13 protein-coding genes are annotated in these 22,349 nt (G+C 35.9%); 10 read left to right on the forward strand and 3 right to left on the reverse strand.

What is annotated here, in order from left to right:
• Window positions 1-9: 9 nt before the first annotated feature.
• Window positions 10-1,422, forward strand: coding sequence for an SDR family oxidoreductase (locus QE431_RS09195; RefSeq protein ID WP_307295168.1), 1,413 nt, complete (start codon window positions 10-12; stop codon window positions 1,420-1,422).
• An 87-nt stretch (window positions 1,423-1,509) separates the two neighbouring features.
• On the opposite strand, the gene QE431_RS09200 is transcribed toward QE431_RS09195, so the two are convergent.
• The gene (locus QE431_RS09200; RefSeq protein WP_057118174.1) at window positions 1,510-1,701 is read right to left on the reverse strand and encodes a cold-shock protein; all 192 of its coding nucleotides are present in this window, start codon (window positions 1,699-1,701) and stop codon (window positions 1,510-1,512) included.
• A 502-nt stretch (window positions 1,702-2,203) separates the two neighbouring features.
• Between QE431_RS09200 and QE431_RS09205 the strand changes: the two genes are divergently transcribed.
• Complete coding sequence (locus tag QE431_RS09205; RefSeq protein ID WP_307295169.1) at window positions 2,204-2,953, forward strand: polysaccharide lyase; 750 nt, start codon at window positions 2,204-2,206, stop codon at window positions 2,951-2,953.
• A 108-nt stretch (window positions 2,954-3,061) separates the two neighbouring features.
• Here QE431_RS09205 and QE431_RS09210 read toward each other — a convergent pair whose 3' ends face one another.
• Both QE431_RS09210 and QE431_RS09215 read right to left on the reverse strand, forming a co-directional pair.
• A complete protein-coding gene (locus QE431_RS09210; RefSeq protein WP_057118170.1) occupies window positions 3,062-3,853 on the reverse strand; it encodes a glucose 1-dehydrogenase in 792 nt (263 codons plus the stop codon).
• A gap of 46 nt (window positions 3,854-3,899) precedes the next feature.
• Window positions 3,900-4,487 carry a TetR/AcrR family transcriptional regulator gene (locus QE431_RS09215; protein ID WP_057118168.1) on the reverse strand — a complete coding sequence of 196 codons (588 nt, stop codon included), beginning with the start codon at window positions 4,485-4,487 and terminating at the stop codon, window positions 3,900-3,902.
• Window positions 4,488-4,676: 189 nt separating this feature from the next.
• On the opposite strand from QE431_RS09215, the gene QE431_RS09220 reads away from it, so the two are divergent.
• The 8 genes from QE431_RS09220 (at window position 4,677) to QE431_RS09255 (ending at window position 22,340) form a co-directional block, all read left to right on the forward strand.
• Window positions 4,677-5,708: a LacI family DNA-binding transcriptional regulator gene (locus QE431_RS09220; protein ID WP_307295170.1), complete on the forward strand. Its 1,032-nt coding sequence runs from the start codon at window positions 4,677-4,679 to the stop codon at window positions 5,706-5,708.
• A 679-nt stretch (window positions 5,709-6,387) separates the two neighbouring features.
• A complete protein-coding gene (locus QE431_RS09225) occupies window positions 6,388-9,477 on the forward strand; it encodes a TonB-dependent receptor (RefSeq protein ID WP_307295171.1) in 3,090 nt (1,029 codons plus the stop codon).
• 12 nt (window positions 9,478-9,489) lie between these two features.
• Complete coding sequence (locus QE431_RS09230; RefSeq protein WP_307295172.1) at window positions 9,490-11,430, forward strand: RagB/SusD family nutrient uptake outer membrane protein; 1,941 nt, start codon at window positions 9,490-9,492, stop codon at window positions 11,428-11,430.
• Window positions 11,431-11,568: 138 nt separating this feature from the next.
• On the forward strand, window positions 11,569-13,299 hold the full coding sequence (locus QE431_RS09235) for a glycoside hydrolase family 43 protein (protein ID WP_307295173.1): 1,731 nt from the start codon (window positions 11,569-11,571) through the stop codon (window positions 13,297-13,299).
• Window positions 13,300-13,404: 105 nt separating this feature from the next.
• Entirely contained in the window at window positions 13,405-14,640 is a 1,236-nt protein-coding gene (locus QE431_RS09240; protein ID WP_307295174.1) for an SGNH/GDSL hydrolase family protein, read from the forward strand.
• Between the two features lie 17 nt (window positions 14,641-14,657).
• Window positions 14,658-17,375 carry an alpha/beta hydrolase-fold protein gene (locus QE431_RS09245; RefSeq protein ID WP_307295175.1) on the forward strand — a complete coding sequence of 906 codons (2,718 nt, stop codon included), beginning with the start codon at window positions 14,658-14,660 and terminating at the stop codon, window positions 17,373-17,375.
• A gap of 71 nt (window positions 17,376-17,446) precedes the next feature.
• On the forward strand, window positions 17,447-19,975 hold the full coding sequence (locus QE431_RS09250) for a glycosyl hydrolase 115 family protein (RefSeq protein WP_307295176.1): 2,529 nt from the start codon (window positions 17,447-17,449) through the stop codon (window positions 19,973-19,975).
• 37 nt (window positions 19,976-20,012) lie between these two features.
• The gene (locus QE431_RS09255) at window positions 20,013-22,340 is read left to right on the forward strand and encodes a glycoside hydrolase family 127 protein (protein ID WP_307295177.1); all 2,328 of its coding nucleotides are present in this window, start codon (window positions 20,013-20,015) and stop codon (window positions 22,338-22,340) included.
• Window positions 22,341-22,349: the final 9 nt, after the last annotated feature.

Below are 22,349 nucleotides of genomic sequence, written 5' to 3' on the forward strand. Positions count from 1 at the left end.
ACTTAAGAAATGAAAATTCTTTTAACAGGCGCTACAGGTTATATTGGCAAGAGGCTTTTGCCCTTGTTGTTAAGTCATGGAAATGAGGTAGTTTGCTGTGTAAGAGATAAAAGCAGGTTTCATTTACCTGAAAACTTTATAAATAAAATAGAGGTTGTCGAAGTTGATTTTCTGGATCCTGAAAGCATTAAAAATATTCCCGATGATATTGATGCGGCTTATTACCTCATACATTCCATGTCCGGTGCTTCTAATTATGATGAACTCGAAAGTATTTCGGCAAATTATTTCATTGAAAAAATAAACCAGACAAATGCGAAACAGATCATTTACCTTAGCGGAATTGTGAATGACCAATCATTATCCAAGCATTTATCATCAAGAAAGGCAGTTGAAGAAATTTTAAAAACTGCTTCAGTACCATCGACTGTGCTCAGAGCGGGAATTATAGTAGGGTCAGGAAGTGCATCTTTTGAAATAATACGGGATCTGGTCGATAAATTGCCGATTATGATTACCCCAAAATGGCTCAATACTAAATGCCAGCCAATTGCAATCAGCGATGTTTTAGAATTCTTAATTCGGTCACTCTTAAATCCATTAACTTATAATCAAAGTTTTGACATTGGAGGACCTGATGTATTGACTTATAAAGAGATGCTCTTGGAGTTTGCCAAAGCAAAAAAACTAAAGAGGTATATTTTTACGGTACCGGTTATGACTCCAAAATTATCTTCGTATTGGCTTTATTTTGTAACCTCAACTTCTTTTAAACTCGCCTCTGCGTTGGTTAGCAGTATGAAAGTAGAGGTAATCTGCCGCGATAATAATATTAATAGTATACTGGGAGTTAAACCTATTACTTACCGCCAGGCATTAGAAAGAGCTTTGAAAAAGATTAGTGAAGATGACATCATTTCGAGCTGGAAAGATTCGCAGGTAAGCGGACGGTTTAAGGGTACTGTTTCTCAATATCTTAAAGTTCCAAAAAAGGACTGTTATATTGATAGAAGGAAAAGAACCATAATAAATAGGGAATATACAATTGCACGAATTTGGTCTATAGGCGGCGAAACCGGATGGTACTATGCCGATTGGCTCTGGGAGTTACGTGGATTCATCGATAAAATTTTTGGAGGTGTCGGTACTCGAAGAGGAAGGACTAATAAAAATGAAATACATGCAGGAGATGCACTGGATTTCTGGCGGGTTGTATATGCCAATAAATCTGAAGGAAAATTGATTTTATACGCCGAGATGAAACTGCCTGGTGAAGCCTGGCTTGAATTTAAAATAATCAATAATACTTTATATCAAGCTGCCACTTTTAGGCCGGAAGGTCTTATGGGAAAAATATACTGGTATTCCGTTCTGCCGTTTCACGGTTTTATTTTTGACGGCATGCTTAAAAAATTAATTTAGTTAAGTACGAATGATTTGTTGAACTGGTTAAAATGAAAAAGCACCTGTTTTAGGCAGGTGCTTTTTATAAACTTGTTCTATAGTATGTTATGCTATCACTACGTTTACTGCGTTTGGACCTCTACGGCCTTCTTCTATGTCGTATCGAACTGAATCGTTTTCACGAATGTTTTCTGATAAACCAGATACATGAACAAAAACTTCGTTTCCGCCATTATTAGGTGTTATAAATCCGAAACCTTTTTCTTCATTGAAGAATTTTACTGTACCTTCTTGCATATTAAATATTTAATTTGTTCAAATGTAACGTATTAAATATTGGAAAGTGCCTTTAAAATTTTTAATTATGTTTTTATTAACTTTTAGCTGCAAGTGTTTGGATTAATATTTAGCAGATAAAATCTACTTGTGCATTCTTTTGCCAAATAAATACAAAAACAGATTTACTGGATTTTTTTGTATCTAAATACGTACTTTCTTACTCCTGAAATTAATAGTAATTATTCAACTTTACAGTATCTATTACAACAGGACTAACGCCATAGATGCTTATCGTACTGAACAATAAAAATTCAAACAAATTTTTTCAAGTTCAGGATCAGTTTTATGATCGTATCAAAATAAAAACCTTGTTTTTGTTTGCGTAACCATTGATGCTCATTTTAAGGATTAGAGTAAGCTTCTGTTCAGTTTCAAATGCTGTGATAAGATTAATTATTTACTAACTATTAATTTTTTTAAAATGAAAAAAGCCTTAAAATTTTCAAGTTTGCTGGTTATTATGGCATTAGTGTTTAGTTCCTGTGAAAAGGAGCAAGATTTGAATGAGCCGCAAAGCGTTCAAAAGGATGAATTGCAGCTTGTTGAAAACGGCAGCGTAACGGGTAATGATGCTCCAGCAGGCAGTACTACTGCAAAAGGTACTGCTGGATCAAGAACGATTACATTGCAGACAAATACATTGTCATGTCCTGGTGGTTTGTGCACCTCTTATGGTGTTTGGTCAACAGGGGTTTACACCGTTTGGTTCCAGATGAGATTTAATTCTGGATTTTATTGGAGCAGAGGTGGTAAATGTGGATATGGAATTCTAATTGGGGATCAAAATACCGGCGGTGACCCAGGATGGGATGGCAATGGAGGCAGTGCCAGATTTATGTGGTATTGCCCAAGTGGGTCAAACACCGCGAAAGGAAGTGGCGCTTATTTGCAGCCTTATGTTTATTACAAAGATCAGCCGGGCCAATTTGGTAATGATTTTGGAAAGAAATACTACATACAAGAGGGAGTGACCTATAATTGTCAGATATCTGTTAAGTTAAATACTGGATCAAATACTAACGGATATGTGAAATACTATGTTAACGGTACCGAGATATTGAATCAGACAATTCGATGGGTGACAAACGATGCTAAGCGAAATGTGAATGCAGTAAGTCTGCACACCTTCCGTGGCGGAAGTCAAAATTACTGGACAGCTCCTGTAACAAGTTCTATTTACTATCCTAGCGCGTCTTGGGATGCGCAATAGAATTTATATGCTATAAAACAATATCGTTAAAAAGTATATAACAGCATTACATAAAAAAACGGATCATAGCTTAACCTATGATCCGTTTTTAAATTAAAGTCTATTAATTTATGAATTACCATATAGGTTTGATTCTCCACCATCAATTGCAATGGTCTGACCGTTTACATACTGACACTCATCGCTAAGAAGAAAGGCCACGAGGTTACCCACATCTTCAGGTTTACCTAATTTTCTTGTAGGGTTTCTTTGTGCGTATGTTGTTTCAGCTGCTTTAGGGTCGGCTGGGTTTACCTGTTTAAAAGCTTCAGCCACCATTGGGGTTAGGATAGCACCAGGTGCGATTGCATTGGTAAATATTCCATCTTTACCATATTCAATGGCTGCATTTTTTGTCATACCAGAAACGGCATGTTTACTTGCTACATATGGCATTTGATTAATAACACCTCTAATGCCGCCTACTGAAGCTACGTTTACAATTTTTCCTCCACCTTGTTTCTGCATTACAGGAATCACGTATTTCAGACCGTAATAAACACCCATAAGGTTAATGTCGATTACTTTTTTAAAAATATTGATATCGTAGTCAACTAGTGGTGCCTGTTTCCCTTCAATACCTGCATTATTGTAGAATCCATCAATACGGCCAAACTCTTCAACTGTTTTGTCTACATAATTTTTGACCGCCTGTTCATCTGAAACGTCAGCGACTATAGTTATGATTTTTGCAGCTGGTGCGGCTGACTGGATTTCTGCTTTTGCTTTTTCGAGTGCTTCGGCGTTGTAATCTACTATAGAAAGGTTGGCTCCTTTTAATGCTACGGCTTTACTTGCTGCAAGTCCCAGCCCCATAGCTGCACCTGTAATTATGATTGTTTTGTCTTTAAAAATGCTCATGATATATAGTATTAAATGTATTAATGAAAAATTTGTGATTTAAAGTTTAAAATTGTTTGTTCATGCCCCTCCATATCATATCAAAGTAGTCATCCACGAGTTTTTGGCTTAATGGGAACAACTTTTGGATAATCCCTGTGGAGCAGGAGCGTACCGCCCCATCAAAAAAGCTGATAAGCATAATTGCATCCAGTTCTTTTATAATTCCTTCCTGTTGCCCTTTTTCTAAAAGATCATACAGTGGTTTATTCTGCATTTCATATTCTGCAAGTTGTTTGGAGAAATTCAGCTGTATGTATCCAGACTGTTGATACTGATCGATAAATATAGTTTCGTCATAATTTTTTAACCTATAGTTCAGCATATTGATATAAATCTTCTTAAGTGATTCCTTTACAGGTAGATTAATATCAAAGTCCTGATACATTGCCTGTGTCATTTTATCTTCTACTGCTGCATAGGCCGACTGTACGACCTCTTCTTTATTTTTGAAATAGATATAAAGGGTTCCTACAGCAACTCCAGCTATTTTACTTATACCTGAAATATTAACGCTTGCTAATCCCTGTCTGCCTGTAAGTGCATAAACAGATTTTAAAATTTTCTCTCTTTTAAAAGGGTCTAAAGGTCTCATACAGTAAAGTTAAATGAATTAATATTCATTTAAGCATAAAAATGAAAATTATAACTTTTTTTTAAGGAGTTGGTTTAAGGTGGTTAAGTAAAAATAAGATACAACAAAATCACATTTTCCAATTATGTACGACCAGTCTTTCGTTTTAAAATTATATCTATATTTACATTTACTAATACTTGTATAGTAATGGAAGAGCATAGACATGTAACTATTTACGATATTGCAGCGAGACTCAATCTGGCCACATCGACTATTTCAAGAGCCTTGAAAGACCATCATACTATAAGTGATAAGACTATTAAAAAAGTAAAAAAAACAGCAGAAGAAATGGGCTTTGTTCCTAATACTTTGGCTGCGGGATTAAGAGGCAACAAGTCTAAAACGATTGGTGTTTTAATTCCAACTATCACTCAGCCTTTCTTATCATCACTAATTAGCGGGATTGAAATTACAGCTAGAAAATCTGATTTTTCAGTTATTATTATGCAGTCGCACGATTCATATGATGAGGAAGTTAATATGGCAAAATCACTTTATAGCAGCAGAGTAAGCGGTGTTATTTGTTCGCTGGCAATGGAGACAAAAGATACTTCTCATTTTCAGCAGTTTTCAAATAATAACATACCTCTTGTATTTGTCGACCGAGTTCCCAAAGGTTATAATACTTTTAGGGTTGTAATTGATAATTATACCGCTGGTTATAAGGCAACAAAACATCTTATTGAACAAGGCTGTAAAAGAATAGCCCATATGACTGCAGGCGGAGAATTTGGTAATCTTTACAATGAAAGAAAAAGAGGTTATATTGATGCATTAACAGACCATGGTCTGCCATTGAAAGAGGAATTAATTATAAATCTAAAGGCAATGACCTATGATGATGGTGTAAAGGCTTGCAATAAGCTGTTCAGTTTAAAACCACCGCCAGATGGGCTTTTTGCACCAGGAGATATTCTTGCTGTAAGTGCTGTGCAGACAGCCAAAAAGAGAGGTATTAAAGTGCCTCAGGATTTAGCTGTAATTGGCTTTAATAATGATCCTATTTCAGAAATAATCGAGCCAAATATTTCAACTATTACGCACCCTGCTGAAAAAATGGGAAAAGCAGCTGCAAATATTATTATAGATAATATTAAATCACTCAAGGAAGAAGAAGCCAAAGAAATAACTTTTCTTAATACAGAGGTTCTTATTCGCGAATCTTCAAAAAGAGTATAATTTTTTATACTCAAAAGAAACTATTCTTTACTATTTAAATTATCATAGTCAGAGAGCGTTACAATGTGTTTAAAACGGTTTCTGATTTCGAAAGCATGTAAAAGTTAATTATATTCCGACATCTACGAAAATTGATTTTTATTTTTTGAATAAATCTTCTTTCTCTTCTATAAAATTTAATTGTAAAAACCTTTCGTGTACTGCGAAAGGTTTTCTTTTTTGAAAAACAATCGATTGTTTTAGGTTGCATTTAATCTTTTTATTGACCTCTATTATAGAACAATATTTGTAATGTACTATTTTACTGGTAATTTTTAATGGTCTGAAACTACTAGAAGTAGTAAATCTTAATTTTTTTTAAATAAAAACCAAAATTTTATCTTTTTATATTTTCTTTAAGAATAAAGCAGTAGTGTCTTATTTTTATTAAATTTTGCTACAACGTTGTAGTTGTTTTTGATATATTATTAATATTTTGTGATTAATTATGAGATAATTATTTTTTTAGACGCTATTTTTTTTATAGTGTGTAAAAAATAATTACACAACCGATTGTTTTTGAAATATATTTTTTTACATTTGTAATAAATACACTTATAAGTAGTACTACATTTTAACCTTAAAAGTGTTAATGAAAACTTACTAACAAAAACCAATTTTAATAATTAAATCCATTTTTATGAATAATTTTTTTATTACAAGTAAATCGAAGCATTGCAAAGGCTTTGGTTTTTTGATCCTGTTGTTTTTGGCCTCATTTCAAATGAAGGCACAAACAACAGTTACAGGCACAGTTTCGGACGCAAGTGGTCCAATTCCTGGAGTGAATGTTACTTTAAAAGGAACAAAAAACGGGGTAAGCACTGGTTTCGATGGAAACTATCTTATAAGTGCTCCTTCAAATGGTGTACTCGTTTTTAGTTTTATAGGCTTCAAAAGCAAAGAAATTAATATAAATGGTCAAACTAAAATCAATGTACTTTTAGAGGAAGACTCAAATAACTTAAAAGAAGTAGTCGTTATTGGATATGGTACCCAAATTAAGGAAGCTGTTACAGGATCGGTTGCTTCATTGGGAGGGAAGGAATTAAATGAAGTGCCTGCGGCTAATATTACTCAAGCCTTGCAAGGAAGACTGCCTGGGGTAGAGATGACACAAACTTCTTCTAAACCTGGGGCAGCCATGCAGATCAGAATACGAGGAACAAGATCCCTTACAGGTAGTAATGATCCGTTGGTTGTACTCGATGGAGTTCCGTTTGCAGGTTCCATAGGAGATATTAATCCTGCAGATATTAAGTCGGTTGATATTCTAAAAGATGCTTCTGCAACTGCTATCTATGGTTCGCGTGGAGCTAATGGTGTAATTTTAGTGACTACCTTAAAAGGGAAAAAAAATCAAAAAGCAACATTTTCATATAACGGTTTTAGCGGAATAAAACAGGTTTTTTCAAGATATCCTATGATGGATGCCTCTAAGTTCGCTGCACTTCGTGATTATACAGGCTTGTATGTAGATGGTGTTGACGAAAAAAGAAATGTAAATACAGACTGGCAGGATTTATTGTACGGTTCTGGAGAAATGATTAGTCACGATGTAAGTGTTTCGGGAGGAAGTGAAACGGGAGCTTATAATGCAGGTTTTGGATATTACAAAGAAGAATCAGTTCTTCCTGGTCAAAAATATGAGCGTTTCAGTCTTAGAGCAGGTTTAGACCAGCAGATTAACCGATCTATCCGCATAGGTTTTAATACCAATAGCAATTACAGCATTACAAATGGAGATAATATCGGAACAGGAACTATTCTAGGGACTTCACCGCTGGCTAATCCATACAATGCAGATGGTTCTCTGAAAAGAACAGTCAGCATGGCGGCTGATGATCAATGGGTTTACACCAGACAATCCATTAAAAGCTTAGGAGATTCTTATGTTAATCTAAATAGAGCTTTCAGTTCTTATAATAACATTTTTGCAGAAGTTAAAATTCCTGGTATTGACGGACTGAAATACAGACTAAATACTGGTTTAAATTTAAGAACATCAAATGCAGGATATTATGAAGGTCAGGGAGTTTTTGACGTTAACCCTACGACACTTTCTAATGCTGCAATAACAAATGGCTGGTCTACGCAATGGCTGCTGGAAAATTTAATCACTTATGATAAAACTTTTGCACAGAAACATACCGTGAATTTTGTAGGATTGTATTCAAACGAGCAGTATACAGGACAGAGTTCTAGAGTGACTCGAAACGGAATTACCTCTGATGCCTTCCAGTTTTATAATTTAGGACAAAGCGAGGAAGAAGCTGTAATTAACCCTGCAGATCAAGATTATACCCAATGGGGATTAACATCGTATATGGCAAGGTTAATGTACTCTTATGACAATCGTTACTTTATATCTGGAACAGTACGTTCCGATGGTTCATCAAGATTATCTCCTGGAAACAAATGGGTTACTTATCCTGCGGTTTCTGCTGGATGGACACTTTCAAATGAGTCATTTCTTAAAGATGTTAAAAGCATTAGCCTATTGAAATTGAGAGCAGGGTATGGTGAAACTTCCAATCAGGCAGTATCTCCCTACGCAACTCTTGGAGCTTTAAGCACAAGACCATACAATTTCGGAAGTAATAATTCAACTGGAGTATATGTTACTGAGCTTCCAAATCCTAATTTGGGATGGGAGTTTTCAACTACATGGAACTACGGTTTAGATTTCGGATTTTTTAATAACCGTTTATCCGGTACAGTCGAATATTATAAAACAAATACCAAAAATCTATTACAGCGAGTGGGACTGCCTGCAACATCTGGTGTGAGCAGCTATGTGGCAAATGTGGGAGAAACAGAGAACAAAGGTTATGAAATCTCGTTGAATGGAGTTATACTTGATAATCCTAATGGTGTTACATGGTCTGTTGGAGTTAATTTTTATAAAAATGAAAATAAGCTTGTTGCTTTAGCCTCAGGGGCGAGCCGTGACGAAGCAAACAATTGGTTTGTTGGATATAATATTAATTCCATTTTTGATTATGAAAAGACTGGAATCTGGCAGGAAGGCGATCCGTATATGTCAATTTTAGAGCCAGGCCCAACAGGAATTAATCAGCAGGGAACAGTTGTAGGATCTATTAAAGTTAAATATACTGGAGAGTATAATCCAGACGGTTCACCAGCTCGTGCTATAAATGCAAGCGATCGCCAGATTATTGAAACAGATCCAGATTTTCAAGGAGGTTTCAATACCAATGTAACCTATAAAGGATTCGATTTTAATGCAGTAGGGGCATTTAAAAGCGGAGGAGTCTTAATCAGTACGCTGTATGGTGGAGCAAGTTATTTGAACTTATTAAACGGACGAAGAAGCAACGTTGATGTAGATTACTGGACTCCAGATAACAGAGATGCAGAATTCCCTAACCCAAGAGGTATCCGAAGTGGAGACAATCCTAAGTACATGTCAACAATGGGGTATTTTGATGCGTCCTATGTAAAAATCCGAGCAATTACTCTTGGATATACTATCGATCAGACTTTTACAAGAAATCTGGGTATAGATAAATTAAGACTATATTTTACAGCACAGAATCCGTTTGTTTTATTTTCTCCATATCATGATAAATCTGGAATGGATCCTGAAACTAATTCACTAGGTGATGAAAACCAGGCAGTAGCATCGTATCAAAGAAGATTCTCTGTTATTGGTACCAATACACCTACAACCAGAAATTATTTATTCGGACTTAATTTAACATTTTAATCAGATACAGATATGAAACGATATATTTTTAAAAATTTAATTATAGGGTCAACAGTGTTACTTTCATTAGCTGGCTGTTCAGATATATTAGAGGAAAAACCTCATGATTTTTATGAACCGGGTTACTTTAAAACAGAGCAGGGAGTTAAGCAGGGATTAACCTCTCATTATGCGCATTTACGCTGGATTTATGGTCAGGCTTATTTTTACAATTCCAGTCAGACGGGAACAGACGAAGCAACATATGCGCAGAGCGCTGACGGAAATTTTAAAGATCATGATTTATCAGGAGTAGGTATTATTAATCCAACGTCAAGCCGTTCAGATGTTTTGTGGAATAATTCATATTATGATATCAATACCGCTAGTGGTATTATTGAGAATGGAGCTGCCGTAGGAGTTGCCAGCAGCTTAATTGCAGAATCTAAATTTTTTAGAGGTTTTGATTACTTTTTGCTGGTTCAGACTTTTGGAGGTGTGCCATTGGATTTAGGAGCTGGAGAATTAAAGTTTAACAGTAAGCCTTCAAGATATTCAAAACGTAACACGGTTCCAGAAGTGTATACAAAAGCTATTTTTCCAGATTTACTTGCTGCAGTTAATGATCTTCCTGATGCTCCAAGGCTCACAGGTACAGTAACCAAAACTGTTGCACGACTATTTTTGGCAAAGGCGTATCTTACTTATGGCTGGTGGCTGGAGAACCCTAATAATATTCCAACTTACCCAGACACTCCAAGAACAGATCCTGACGGACATAATGCGCAATGGTACTTTCAGCAGGCTTATAACATTGCTGTTGACGGAATAAATAATCCAGGTTCTTATGGATTGCTTGACTCTTATTATGATGTTAATGTGGGATCAAATGACAGAAATAAAGAAGTAATGCTGTATGCTGATCATACAGAGAGCAGTGAATATTACAATGGAGCAAGTCTTACTTATGGAAGCGGTGGTGCCCCAGATAACTTTTCTGGGTGGATGGTTACTTGGAATTATACTGCTATTCGAAGCAAAAACGGAACTGCAGCAGTTTCATCAGTACAAAGAGAAGCAAATCAATTTTTAGGACGTCCATGGACAAGAATGGCTCCGCCTATTGAAGTTTTTACCAATACATTCGCAGACAAGATTAATGATTCTAGATATGACGGAACATTTGCGACAGTTTTCAGAGGCAATTGGAATCTTCAGGGAACAGGTCTTACAGGCGTAGTAACGCTAACCAATGCAAATGGTTTGACAATTAAGCCAGGTGATGCTGTTTTAACTTTCCTTGATGACGAGCCACTAACTCCGATAACTTATCCTTCAGGACAAGGAGACAGCGGAGTTGGAGCGGGAGTTCTGCCAGGTAGAGCTGATTATGTGATTTCTCCAAAAGGAATAAGCAGAATAGTATACCCAGGTTTTTGGAAATTAGGTCCTTACAGAACAGATAATGCAGGAGGACTAGGACAGCCTAATGCTGGAAGTACAAGACCATTTCCAGTAGCAAAATTTTCAGAATTATATCTTGTTGCCGCCGAAGCTGCAGTGAAAGGAGCAACAGGATCTTTAAGCGCTAGGTCACTTGTAAATGTATTGAGAGCCAGAGCCGGAAAATGGAGATGGAACAATAATGGAAATACCACAAAAATACAGGATAACAGCGCGGCTATGACAAGTGCAACTCCAGCTGTAATTGATATTAACTACATTCTTGCCGAGCGCTCACGCGAGTTTTTTGGAGAAGGATACCGTTGGTATGACTTAGTGAGAACACAGAAGTGGAATGAAATTGCTGGAAAATACTCTATAGGAGGTTCTAACTATGGACAACACACACCAGAAGTAGTGACCAGAACAATTGAACCACATCATTATCTAAGACCTATTCCACAGGCGCAGATTGATGGAATGGAAATGTCAGCTGATGAAAAAGCTGCATATCAGAATCCTGGTTATTAAGTTCTATCTTATAAAACTAATTGTATACAGATAGAGATAAAGTCTTATGGTTTATTTAAGTTAGTTTTAATAAAAAGCCGGGAGTATCCATCTCGGCTTTTTAATATTTTTCGAATATATTTTAATAAATACAATACAATGATCAAGAAAAAACAGTTTCTCCTATCAGTTGCAGCTTTGTTTTGCTCTGTCTTTATTCATGCTCAGGGAAGCACAGTTTCAAAAATGAAAAACAGTAAAAAGCCTATTTTTTCTAAGGTTTATTATATAGGAGAAGACCAAATTTATAAAAACAATCCCTTAAAAGAGGATGAATTTTATTCGCCAATTCTACAAGGATGTTATCCTGATCCGGCTATTACAAGAAAAGGTGACGACTATTACATGGTATGTTCTTCATTTGCGATGTTTCCAGGAGTGCCGATTTTTCATTCTAAAGATTTGGTAAACTGGACTGATTTAGGTGGGGTATTAAATAAAGTTTCAGAGTTTAATCCTCATGATACTGGTATCAGTGCAGGAGTTTATGCACCAGGCATTACTTATAACCCTCATAATGATACTTTCTATATGATTGTAACGGCTTTTACTGGTAATATGGGAAATATTATTGTAAAAACGAAAGATCCTAAAAAAGGATGGGGAAGCCCAATTAAATTAGCTTTTAACGGAATAGATCCTTCTATTTTCTTTGATGACAACGGCAAAGGTTATGTGGTACACAATGATGCTCCTGATAAAGGAAAAGAATTGTACAGCGGACATCGTGTAATTAAAGTTTGGGAATATGATTTAGAAAAAGATCAGGTAATTTCAGGGACAGATAAAATTATAGTGGATGGCGGAGTTGATCTTTCAAAGAAACCTATCTGGATTGAAGCTCCTCATTTATACAAAAAAGACAATCATTATTATTTAATGTGTGCCGAAGGAGGTACAGGAGGAAATCATAGTGAGGTAGTTTTTATTAGTGATAGTCCAAAAGGGCCTTTTAAGCCATCATCTAATAATCCAATCCTTACTCAAAGATATTTCCCTCAAAACAGACCAAACAAAGTAGATTGGGCAGGACATGCTGATTTAGTGCTTGGACCTGATAATAAATATTACGGTGTATTTTTAGGGATACGACCAAACGAAAAAGATAGAGTAAATGCAGGACGCGAAACATTTATGCTTCCGGTAGATTGGTCAGGTACTTTTCCTGTTTTTGAAAATGGCTTGGTTCCAATGGGGCCAAAATTAAAAATGCCAAATGGAGTAGTAAACAAAACTGGTAAAGATGGTTTTTTCCCTAATGGAAATTTTACATTTACAGAGAATTTCACCTCAGAAAAGTTAGATTACAGATGGATAGGATTACGAGGTCCAAGGGAGCATTTTATTTCTATTGTTAAAAAAGGATTACAGATTAATCCATTTCCTGTAAATATCCAAGAATTAAAACCAACCTCTACATTATTTTACAGACAGCAGCACAATACTTTTTCTTTTGAAACTACATTAGAGTTTAAACCAGAATCTGAAAAAGATCTGGCAGGAATTGTATGTCTGCAGAATGAACGCTATAATTATGTTTTTGGAGTAACTAAAAAAGGAAAAGATACTTATATACTGCTGGAAAGAACAGAAAATGGACAGTCAGAAATTGTATCAAGTGCAAAAATAAAAATTAAAGGAGCATTGCGCCTTCAAGTTAAAGCTGCTGGAGATAGTTATCAGTTTAGTTACGCATTAAATGGTGCGGATTTTCAAAATCTGGGAAGCGCAGTTTCAGGGGATATCCTTTCAACAAACGTAGCTGGCGGATTTACAGGAGCTTTGGTAGGATTATATGCCACTTCATTTAATAACGCGCATCCGAAATAGAATTTTTCAAACTCTCATTATTGATAAAAAGAAGAGTTTACGGAAAGAGAAGTACTTCATCACTGTGCTTTTTGGAAAAAATAAAGATGTTTTAAATTAACAGGTATGATAAAAAGACATTTAAAATATGTATTGTTTTTGCAGCTTTTTATTTTAATTGCAGGATGCAAGACCAATCAAGCACTAGAAAATTCGTCTAAAAAGTCAGCTTCAGCAAACTGGGCAGGATCGTGGGCTTGTGCACAAATGCTTGTAGAACCAAACAATATGCCTCCAGCCCCAGGTTTGGCCGAAAACACACTTCGCCAGATTATAAAAGTTTCTATAGGAGGAGAGCAAATCCGTCTTCGTTTTTCAAATATATTCAGCGATCAGGTTACCGTTTTAAAGAAAGTTAGTATAGCCAACGTAATTGACGCTCCGGCAATTGATAAAAAGACACAAAAGAATCTTAGTTTTAATGGAAGTCAGGAGATAATACTAAATCCGGGACAGGAAGTGTTTTCAGATATGCTGCATTTTCAATTAAAACCTGGTCAGCTGCTTGCTATAACTATTTATTATGGAGCCTCATCACAAAAAACATCTGGACATCCTGGGTCTAGAACAACATCCTATATTCTGCCAGGTGATAATCTTGATAATGACGTTTTTTCTAATGCCGTAAAAACAGATCATTGGTACTCTATTATGGGACTGGATGTAATGGTTTCAAAAAATGCGTCTAATATTGTTTGTTTAGGAAATTCCATTACTGATGGACGCGGATCTGGCACAAACAGGCAAAATCGCTGGACAGATATTTTAGCAGCTAGATTGAGAGAAGATAAAACGACTGCAAATGTTGGAGTTTTGAATTTAGGGATAGGAGGAAATTGCGTTGTAAAAGGCGGATTAGGCCCAACAGCATTAGACCGTTTTGATCGTGATGTACTTTCGCAGGCAGGTACAAAATGGCTCGTAATTTTAGAAGGCATAAATGACATAGGCGGAATTAAGAGAGCAGAAGATGCTCCTGTAAAAGCGCAGGAAATTATAGATGCTTATAAAATTATGATTGAGAAAGCACATGCCAGAGGCATAAAAGTATATGGATGTACAATTCTGCCTTTTCAAAAATCATTTTATGATGCACCTTTCAAACAAGAAGCAAGAGATATCGTAAATGCATGGATTCGAAACAACAATTTTGATGCCGTGATAGATTTTGACAAAGAAATGGCATCAGCAACTGACTCTAAAACTATCTTGTCAAATATGCATGACGGCGATTTTTTACATCCAAACGAACTGGGATACCAAAGGATGGGTGAAGTAGTAGATTTAAACTTATTTAAATAAACAGATAACACGATACCATGAAATCAATAATTAGATTTTTCGCAATAGCGCTCCTTTTTTTAACAGGACAAAATGGATATTCTCAGGATCCAAATTTTCATGTTTATTTAAGTTTTGGACAGTCCAATATGGAAGGCGCTGCTCCTATAGAAGCTGAAGACAAAATAAATGTAGATCCTCGCTTTCAGGTTCTGGAAGCAGTAAACTGCCCAGATTTGAATCGTGAAATGGGTAAATGGTATACAGCAATTCCGCCATTATGCCGATGCAAAACTGGATTATCTCCAACAGATTATTTTGGAAGAACAATGGTTGCCAATCTTCCTAAAAACATAAAAGTAGGAGTGGTAAATGTTGCAGTGGGAGGGTGTAAAATTGAGCTTTTTGATAAAAATAATTTCGAAAATTATGTCAAAACAGCACCAGACTGGATGTTGGGAATGATTAAAGAATATAATGGCAGTCCGTATGCGAGACTTGTAGAGATGGCAAAAATTGCGCAGAAAAAAGGCGTTATAAAAGGTATTTTACTGCATCAGGGAGAATCTAACACAGGTGATACGCTATGGCCAAAAAAGGTAAAAATAGTATACGACAACCTGATGAAAGATCTAAACCTTGATCCTAAAAAGGTGCCGCTGCTTTCTGGAGAAACCGTTCATGAAGAACAAAAAGGAAAATGTGCCAGCATGAATAAAATCATTGCAACACTGCCTCAAACCATTCCAACTTCTTATGTAATTTCATCAAAAGGCTGTGCAGTAGCTTCAGATTTACTGCATTTTAGTGCTGCAGGATATAGAGATTTAGGAAAACGTTATGCAGAAAAAATGCTTTCGTTATTAGGATATAAATCAAATAACACAAATGAACCCTTTATAGTTCAGGCGCCAGTAGGATTTGACCAGTTAGACAATACAGTTCCAGCGGGAAAAATAGAAATGGTAAGCTATGATTCAAAGACAGTTGGGACAATTAGAAAAGCAGCTGTTTATACACCGCCTGGATTTAGTAAAAGCAAAAAATACCCAGTTTTATACCTTTTGCATGGAATTGGAGGAGATGAAAAAGAATGGCTTAACGGAGGGAATCCGCAGATTATATTTGACAACCTTTATGCAGAAGGAAAATTACAGCCCATGATTGTGGTAATGCCAAACGGCAGAGCCATGAAAGATGACAGCGCTACTGGAAATATAATGGCACCAGACAAAGTGCAGGCGTTTGCAGATTTTGAAAAAGATTTATTGAAGGATTTAATTCCTTTTATTGAAAAAAAATATAATGTTTACAAAGATAGAGAGCACCGTGCCATTGCAGGATTATCTATGGGAGGCGGACAATCTCTGAATTTCGGATTAGGAAACTTAGACAAGTTTGCCTGGATAGGCGGATTTTCATCGGCTCCAAATACTAAGAAAACAGAAGAGTTAGTGCCTAATCCCGAAGAAACCAAAAAGAAATTGAAACTGCTTTGGATTTCTTGTGGAGACAATGACTGGCTGCTGGAAAACAGCAGACGAACTCACGATTACTTATTTAAAAACAATGTGCCTCACATTTATTATCTCGAACCTGGGGTTCATGATTTTAAAGTATGGAAAAACAGCTTATACATGTTCTCTCAGTTATTGTTCAAATCTGTGGACGAGTCAAGTTTTGCAAAATATACCGTTTTAGGAACGACAGCCCAAACAAACATACGTAACGCAAAATATCCTCAGATTCTGCCGGATAACAGGGTAGTATTCAAAGTAAACGCACCTGAAGCATCAAAAGTGCAGATAGATCTTGGAAGAAAGTACGATATGCTGAAAGACGGTCAGGGGGTTTGGAATGTTACGACTGATGTAATAAACGGAGGATTTAATTATTACTCGCTATTAATTGACGGTGTGGCAGTTGCAGATCCATCAAGCGAAACTTTTTTTGGAATGGGACGTATGGCCAGCGGAATAGAAATTCCTAAAAGAGATGGCGATTTCTATGAATTGAAAACCGTTCCGCATGGAGAAGTAAGAATAATGAAATATTTTTCTAAAGGAACTAATTCATGGCGTGAAATGTATGTATATACGCCTCCAGGATATGAAACTTCATCCGAAAAATTCCCTGTGCTGTATCTATTGCATGGAGGAGGTGAAGACCAAAGAGGATGGAGTACTCAGGGAAAAGCAAATTTGATTTTAGATAATTTAATTGCAGAAAACAAAGCAAAGAAAATGCTTATTGTAATGCTTGACGGAAATATGGGAAACACAGGTGGTATTGCAGGTTTTAGCGAAGAAACATTAAAAGCATTTGAAAATGAGTTGAAAAATGGAGCAATACCTTTTATTGAAAGTAATTTTAAAGTTGCAACAGACAGCAAAAATAGAGCTTTAGCAGGTTTATCAATGGGAGGGCTTCAGACGCTTTATGCAGGAATAAAAAACTCCGCTATGTTTTCAAGTCTTGGAGTATTCAGCTCAGGCTGGTGGGCAAATAATCCAAAATTATCAGATCCTCAATATGAATTTATAAAAAACAACGCACAGTCTATTAATGCTAATCTAAAAGATTTCTGGATTTCTATGGGAGGAAAAGAAGATATAGCCTATGAGAACTGTAAAATCATGATGCAGAAATTGGATCAATCAGGCATTAAATATAAATATAGTGAATATTCTGGCGGGCACACCTGGCCAGTATGGAGACATGATTTGTTCCTGTACTCACAGTTGCTGTTCAAATAACAGAATAAAACAGAATTAAAAGATTTTGATTTAAAATAAACTACCTGGAATGTCTTGATAATAAACACCTCATGAAAAACTATTTGAAATTTATAAGCACTGTAATTATTGTTTTAATAAGTACTATTTCAAAGGCTTCTCAGCCCTTTATAACAGAAGAGAGAAACCAGAACGTTATGGTGCTGAAAGAAAAGTCTTTATCACTCTCTCTTTGGGTAAATCCAAATTTGGATGCAGGTATTTTGCGTGCTGTAAATAATCTTCAGTCAGATTTTGAAAAAGTTACAGGCCAGCGTCCTAATATTTTAAATCAAAATCCCAATACTTCATCACCACTCATTATTATTGGAATGATAGGGACAAATTCTGTTATTGATGATTTAATTAAACAAAAAAAAATCGAAGGAAAAGAACTCAAAGGCAAAAATGAGAAGTTTATTATACAGCAGATTAAAAACCCTTTCAATGGCGTAGATGAGGCGCTTGTAATTGCAGGAAGTGATAAACGCGGTACAATTTACGGAATTTATGAACTATCCAGACAAATTGGCGTTTCTCCATGGTATTACTGGGCAGATGTACCCGTAAAACATAAAGAAAATATTTATTTTATTAAAGGAATTTATACAGATGGAGAACCAGCTGTAAAGTACAGAGGGATTTTCCTGAATGATGAAGCACCTGCATTAAGCGGCTGGGCAAAAGCTACTTTTGATGGTTTCAACAGCAAATTTTATGAAAAAGTTTTTGAATTAGTACTTAGGTTAAAGGGCAATTACATGTGGCCTGCAATGTGGGGAAATGCATTTTATGACGATGATGCGGCCAGTGGGCCTTTGGCTGATGAAATGGGAATTGTAATGGGCACTTCCCATCATGAGCCAATGGCTTTGGCGCAGACAGATTGGCGTCGATACATCAAAAAAAATAATCTGCCTAATATATGGGATTACTCCAAAAATAAGACGGTTTTAGACGAATTCTGGAAAACAGGAATTCAGCGAAGCAAAAATTGGGAAAAGCTGGTAACCATTGGAATGCGCGGTGATGGCGATGAAGCAATGAGCGAAGGCACTAATATTAGCTTACTGGAGAATATTGTAAAAGAACAACGTAAAATTATTGAGAAAGAAACAGGTAAAAGTGCCAATAAAACACCTCAGGTTTGGGCTTTATATAAAGAGGTTCAGGATTATTACGATCAGGGAATGCGAGTTCCTGATGATGTTATTCTCTTGTTCTGTGATGACAACTGGGGAAATGTCCGCAAACTTCCAGATCTTTCAAAACCCTTACATAAAGGCGGATACGGAATGTATTATCATTTTGATTATGTGGGCGGTCCAAGAAATTCAAAATGGATTAACATAAGTCCGATACAAAGGGTCTGGGAACAAATGAATCTTAGCTATGAAAACGGGGTCGATAAAGTTTGGATTGTTAATGTTGGTGACTTAAAGCCAATGGAATTCCCAATCAGCTTCTTTTTGGACATGGCTTGGAACCCTAAAAATTTCAATTCTCAGAATCTCTTTCAATATACAGAAAACTGGGCAGCAGAGCAGTTTGGGAGCAAATATTCTAAAGAAGTAGCCAGACTATTAAATACCTATCCGAAATTTAATCGTCGCGTTACTCCAGAAATGCTGGACAGCAAAACCTATTCTTTAGAAAATTATAATGAATTTGAAACAGTTGTTAATGAGTATAAAAACTTAGCCCTTGATGCTTATAGAGTGTACAATGAACTTCCTAAAGAATATAAAGATGCTTATTTTCAACTGGTTTTATATCCAATAGATGCCTGCTGTAATCTTTATGAAATGTATTTTGCACAGGCAAAAAATATGAAACTGGCAGCCGAAAAAAATAGGGTGGCCAATTATTATGCAGATCAGGTTAAAGTTAAATTTGAGCGAGATTCTATTCTTCAAAATAAATACAATAATGAGATTTCTGGCAGCAAATGGACTCATATGATGGATCAGATGCGTATAGGCTATAAAGCTTGGCATGATGGTCCTAAAAATATTCTTCCAGACGTAAAATATCTTTCTGATAAGGAAATTGTTGATCCGAAAGTTTTTATAGAAAAAGATGGCTATGTATCGATTAATGCAGCTCATTTTTCTAAAATGAATAATTCTAAAAAAATACATTGGGAAGTAATTCCAGATTTTGGAAAAACATTGAGCGGTATTACAACATTTCCGCAAAATAGTTACTCAATGGAAGCAGATAATGTTTTTGTGGAGTACGAAATTAATTTTACTTCAGCGGGAGAATTTACGGTAGAACTTTTACTTGCTCCAACGCTGAATTTTAACAGTAATAAAGGACTTCGATATGAAATATCTTTTGATGGAGAAAAACCACAGCTCGTAAATTTTAATGGTCATTATAAAGGAGAATTAGGAAAATGGCAGGCAGAACACATGATTCATTCTGCCACTAAACATAACATTCTGAAATCAGGAAAACATATACTTCGTTTCAGGGTTTTAGATCCAGGAATTGTGCTTCAAAAAATTTTGATCGATACAGGCGGTTTGAAGCCTTCTTATTTGGGAGCTCCAGAAAGTGATAGAGTAGCTGAATAAGTTTTAGGAGACTTTTGGTAGATAAAAAAATATTAAAATGATTAAAAAAAACATGAAAAAGCATTTATTTAATCTGCTGTTTTTCTTTGGGTTTTCTATATTAGCTCAAGCGCAATCAGATCTAAAAGCAAATGTATCGGCTCAAATGCAGTTATTTGATTTAAGCGCAGTAAAACTAAAAGAAGGACCATTTAAAAATGCGCAGGATGTAGATCTGAAATATATTTTAGCATTAGATCCCGATAAACTTTTAGCGCCTTATTTATTAGAATCTGGGCTTTCGCCAAAAGCAGATCGCTACGGTAACTGGGAAAGTATAGGACTTGACGGACATATCGGCGGACATTATCTGTCTGCTTTATCTTTAATGTACGCATCTACTGGAAATAAAGTACTTAAAGACAGATTAGACTATATGCTTTCAGAATTGGCACGCTGTCAGGATAAAAATGGCAATGGTTATGTTGGCGGTATTCCGCAGGGTAAAGTGTTTTGGGACAGGATTCATAAAGGAGATATTGACGGAAGCAGTTTTGGATTAAACAATACTTGGGTTCCTATCTATAACATTCATAAACTTTTTGCTGGTCTAATTGATGCTTATCAGTATACTGGAAGCAAGAAAGCGAAAGAAATAGTAATAAAATTAGGAGATTGGTTTATAGAATTAATCCGTCCGCTTTCTGATGAGCAGATCCAGAAAGTTTTAGCTACTGAGCACGGAGGCATAAATGAATCTTTTGCCGATCTGTATATCATTACAAAAAACAAAAAATATCTTGAAACGGCTGAACAATTATCTCAAAAAGCTTTCCTGAATCCGTTATTGCAGAAAGAGGACAAACTCACTGGTCTGCATGCCAATACACAAATACCAAAAGTTGTTGGTTTTGAAAAGATTGCTGTTCTTTCTGATCATAAAGAATGGTTAGATGGGGCAGTGTTTTTTTGGGATAATGTTACAGAAAAAAGAACAGTTGCATTTGGAGGAAACAGCGTTTCAGAACATTTTAATCCCGTAAACGATTTCAGCGGAATGGTCAAATCGAATGAAGGTCCGGAAACCTGCAATTCGTACAACATGGAACGTCTTGCAAAGGCTTTGTTTCTCGATAAAAATGATGTGCATTATCTGGATTTTTATGAACGTACGCTTTACAATCATATTCTTTCCAGCCAGCATCCAGAAAAAGGTGGTTTTGTTTATTTTACGCCTATTCGTCCAAATCATTACCGTGTTTATTCTCAGCCCCAGACAAGCATGTGGTGCTGTGTGGGAACGGGGCTTGAAAATCATGCCAAGTACGGAGAATTAATTTACAGTCATTCCCAAAATGATCTTTTTGTAAACCTTTTTATTCCGTCGGTTTTAAAGTGGGAAGAAAATGGAATAGAGATAGAACAAACCACAAAATTCCCTTATGAGAATCAGACAGAGTTAGTCTTAAAACTTAAAAAATCAAAAAACTTTACCTTGAATATTCGTTATCCAAAATGGGCTGAAAATTTTGAAATACTCGTTAACGGAAAAGAGCAGAAAACAGCATCTCAACCATCTGAATATGCTGCGATTTCACGAAAATGGAAATCGGGAGATAAATTAACCGTCAGATTTAAAATGTCGGTACATTTAGAAAATCTTCCTGACGGCTCTAATTGGAGTGCATTTGTAAAAGGACCGATTGTGCTGGCTGCAAAAACTTCAACCCAGGGATTAGACGGTTTATTTGCAGATGACAGCCGAATGGGACATGCTGCCAGAGGAAAATTTATTCCGCTTGATAAAGCCTATGCACTGGTTGGAGATAAAGCAGCTTATATTTCAAAACTTCAGGATTTAGCAAACTTAAGATTTCGTTTAGACTCATTAGAATTAGAACCTTTTTTCGAGGTGCATGACGCTCGTTATCAAATGTATTTTCAAACGTACTCCAAAGAAGAATATAAGGAAAAGCAGAAGTTGCTGAAACAGCAGGAAATCGAGGCTATGGCGCTTGAAGAGAAAACAATAGATAAAATAAATTGCGGAGAGCAGCAACCAGAAGTTGATCATTTGTATAAAGGAGAAAAAAGCAGTTCTGGCTACGAGGACGGAAAGTTCTGGCGAAATACAAGCTCTTATATTTCTTATCAGATGCTCAACAAAAACAGCGGCGGACGGTTTTTGCATATAAGCGTTTTAGATGAATTGAATATTGACAACATTAGTATTTTGATTAATGAAAAGCCGGCTGTAATAACTTCAGCCGATAAAAAAATGATCAAAATAAAAATAGACAACAGGGATGTGCTGAATATTAAAATTCTAGCTAAAGACGGAAAAATCAGCCCGAAATTCTATCAGCTTAGAATTGTTACGAATTAACGAATAATA

The sequence above is a fragment of the Flavobacterium sp. SORGH_AS_0622 genome (assembly GCF_030818825.1).
Taxonomy (GTDB): domain Bacteria; phylum Bacteroidota; class Bacteroidia; order Flavobacteriales; family Flavobacteriaceae; genus Flavobacterium.

What these genes read in the sequence shown, in the direction of transcription:
- QE431_RS09210 (WP_057118170.1), bottom strand. Translation starts at nt 3,853, where the DNA reads ATGAGCATTTTTAAAGACAAAACAATCATAATTACAGGTGCAGCTATG.
- QE431_RS09200 (WP_057118174.1), bottom strand. Translation starts at nt 1,701, where the DNA reads ATGCAAGAAGGTACAGTAAAATTCTTCAATGAAGAAAAAGGTTTCGGA.
- QE431_RS09205 (WP_307295169.1), top strand. Translation starts at nt 2,204, where the DNA reads ATGGCATTAGTGTTTAGTTCCTGTGAAAAGGAGCAAGATTTGAATGAG.
- QE431_RS09255 (WP_307295177.1), top strand. Translation starts at nt 20,013, where the DNA reads ATGATTAAAAAAAACATGAAAAAGCATTTATTTAATCTGCTGTTTTTC.
- QE431_RS09250 (WP_307295176.1), top strand. Translation starts at nt 17,447, where the DNA reads ATGAAAAACTATTTGAAATTTATAAGCACTGTAATTATTGTTTTAATA.
- QE431_RS09245 (WP_307295175.1), top strand. Translation starts at nt 14,658, where the DNA reads ATGAAATCAATAATTAGATTTTTCGCAATAGCGCTCCTTTTTTTAACA.
- QE431_RS09215 (WP_057118168.1), bottom strand. Translation starts at nt 4,487, where the DNA reads ATGAGACCTTTAGACCCTTTTAAAAGAGAGAAAATTTTAAAATCTGTT.
- QE431_RS09220 (WP_307295170.1), top strand. Translation starts at nt 4,677, where the DNA reads ATGGAAGAGCATAGACATGTAACTATTTACGATATTGCAGCGAGACTC.
- QE431_RS09235 (WP_307295173.1), top strand. Translation starts at nt 11,569, where the DNA reads ATGATCAAGAAAAAACAGTTTCTCCTATCAGTTGCAGCTTTGTTTTGC.
- QE431_RS09240 (WP_307295174.1), top strand. Translation starts at nt 13,405, where the DNA reads ATGATAAAAAGACATTTAAAATATGTATTGTTTTTGCAGCTTTTTATT.
- QE431_RS09225 (WP_307295171.1), top strand. Translation starts at nt 6,388, where the DNA reads ATGAATAATTTTTTTATTACAAGTAAATCGAAGCATTGCAAAGGCTTT.
- QE431_RS09195 (WP_307295168.1), top strand. Translation starts at nt 10, where the DNA reads ATGAAAATTCTTTTAACAGGCGCTACAGGTTATATTGGCAAGAGGCTT.
- QE431_RS09230 (WP_307295172.1), top strand. Translation starts at nt 9,490, where the DNA reads ATGAAACGATATATTTTTAAAAATTTAATTATAGGGTCAACAGTGTTA.